The sequence below is a fragment of the Mycobacterium sp. 1165178.9 genome, from assembly GCF_001673555.1.
Lineage (GTDB): Bacteria > Actinomycetota > Actinomycetes > Mycobacteriales > Mycobacteriaceae > Mycobacterium.
The window spans coordinates 1-2,251 of sequence record NZ_LZMB01000002.1 but is presented as its reverse complement, the minus strand read 5'-3'; the positions used below and the strand labels follow the sequence as shown (position 1 = coordinate 2,251).

Here is a 2,251-nt window from a genome sequence, read left to right as displayed (position 1 = left end):
TGGCGGCGCGCATGATGGGTCGTAGGGTGCGTTGCGCGATCAGCATCCCGGTGCCGGCGGCGGCCGATCCGCCGAGCAGCACGCCGAGCACGATGGGCAGCAGAAGCTGCGGCCTGCCAGTCAGATTCAACAGGATGAAGATCCCGCCGGTCAGCGCCCAGGACGTCACCAGGATTGCCGACTGGCGCCCGGCCAGCTTCATCACGGCTTCGCGTTGGTCCGGGTTGGGTTCGTCGCCCGCGACGAACCAGCGCACCGTGGGAGCCAGGCTGACCGCGCCGGCTATCGCCACACCGACGGTGCCCAGCACGACGAGCAGCACCACCGGCACCGTGTTCTGCCGCGCGAAGTCGGCGTTGGCGCCGACCGAAGTGTGGCCCCGCAACGGAATCAGGATGGCGGCCGCTTCGATGACGGCCAGAAAGTAGGACAGGCTCAGATCGAACCCGTACTGAAACAACCACCGTCGAAAAGACTTTCGTTGCCCTGTGGCGTGCTCTGGTGCCGGGCCACGCCACGACGGCGGAAGCCGATCCCGAAGCCAGCCCGCGGTGATCATACGAAAGTAGCCGCGGGCGGTCCGAAATTTGCGCTACGCACCGTTGTTCGGCCCTCCGGAGTTCTGCCCGGGGATGTCGGTGATCGGGAGATTCGGCATCGGTTTCGGCGAGGGTGTGTTGGGCAGAGTGGGGATGTCGCCGGGTGGGATGTCGTGCAGTCCGTTGACGGGCGGACCGTTCTCCCGGCTGCCGTAACTGCTGCCCGGAGCGCGTGACCCCAGCAGGTCGCTGACGGTCACCAGCCGATAGCCGTTGGCCTTGAGTACCGGGATGAACTGGTACACCAGGTCGACGGTGCTCGAGTACGTGTTATGGAATAACACCACCGAGCCTGGCTTGATGTAAGTCATCAACATGTAGCGCGTCGCCGCCGTGTTCGAGTCGTTAGCCCAATCGAAAGGGATGACATCCCAGAGGATTTCGGCCAGCCCGAATTGGCCGGCGGTCTGGCGCACCACCGGGTCCGACAGCCCACCGGCGGGGCGATACAGGTTCGGCGTGCGCCCGGTCGCGGCGGTGATCGCGTCGTTCGCCTTAGCGAACTGGGCGGCGATGTCTTCGCGCGGGATCGTGGTCATGTTGGGGTGTTCCCAGGTGTGGCTGCCGATTTCCATCCCCGCGTCGGCAATGCGCTTGGCGCCGGCCGGGTTGGCGGCCACCTTGTTGCCGATCAGGAAGAAGGTGGCCTTGGCGTCGTTCTGCTTCAGGATTTGCAGCAGTCGCTCATCGAACGGCCCCGGCCCGTCGTCGAAGGTCAACGCGACGCACTTGACCACCGAGCAGCTCAGGTCGTCGGCCCGCGTCACGTGGCCCGTGAGCCCGCCGATCACCAGCACCGCGGCGGCCGCCGCCACACCAACAACCGTGCGCCAGTAGCGCCAGGCCTGGGTGTCGAGTCGTTTCGCCACCGTGGAAGTTTATCGAAGGGGGCCTTACCCGGGGTCGAGCGCGCTGGTCGCCGGCCCTCACTGCGGGCCGGCGATCTCCTCGAGCATCTCGGTGACCAGGGCGGCTATCGGTGATCGCTCACTGCGCAACAGGGTGATGTGGGCGAACAGCGGGTGGCCCTTGAGCTTCTCGATCACCGCCGCGACCCCGTCGTGGCGGCCCACCCGCAGGTTGTCGCGCTGCGCGATGTCGTGCGTCAGCACCACCCGCGATCCGGTGCCCAACCTGGACAGCACGGTCAGCAGGACGTTGCGCTCCAGCGACTGCGCCTCGTCGACGATGACAAACGAGTCGTGCAGCGACCGGCCCCGGATGTGGGTCAGCGGCAGGACTTCGAGCATGCCCCGGGACAGCACCTCCTCGAGCACCGCCGGGCTGGCCAGACCCTCGAGGGTATCGAAGACGGCCTGCGCCCACGGGCCCATCTTTTCGCTCTCGCTGCCGGGCAGATACCCCAGCTCCTGGCCGCCGACGGCGTAGAGCGGGCGGAAGACGACCACCTTGCGTTGGGTGCGCCGCTCCAACACCGCCTCCAGTCCTGCGCACAACGCGAGCGCCGACTTGCCGGTGCCCGCCTTGCCGCCCAGCGACACGATGCCCACCGACTCGTCGAGCAGCAGGTCGAGCGCCACCCGCTGTTCGGCGGACCGCCCGCGCAGTCCGAACGCCTCGCGGTCACCGCGCACCAGCTGAACGCGTTTGTCCGCGTTAACCCGGCCCAGCGCATGAGAGCTGCCGCCGAG

2 protein-coding genes and 1 pseudogene are annotated in these 2,251 nt (G+C 67.5%); all 3 read right to left on the bottom strand.

Annotated elements, in window-relative coordinates:
* Window positions 1-439, bottom strand: a pseudogene (locus A5652_RS00035) (adenylate/guanylate cyclase domain-containing protein); the annotation flags it as partial.
* Window positions 440-592: 153 nt separating this feature from the next.
* Window positions 593-1,468 carry a polysaccharide deacetylase family protein gene (locus A5652_RS00030; protein ID WP_067345139.1) on the bottom strand — a complete coding sequence of 292 codons (876 nt, stop codon included), beginning with the start codon at window positions 1,466-1,468 and terminating at the stop codon, window positions 593-595.
* 57 nt (window positions 1,469-1,525) lie between these two features.
* The coding region (locus A5652_RS00025; RefSeq protein ID WP_156745063.1) for a PhoH family protein at window positions 1,526-2,251 on the bottom strand (726 nt) is incomplete at its 5' end.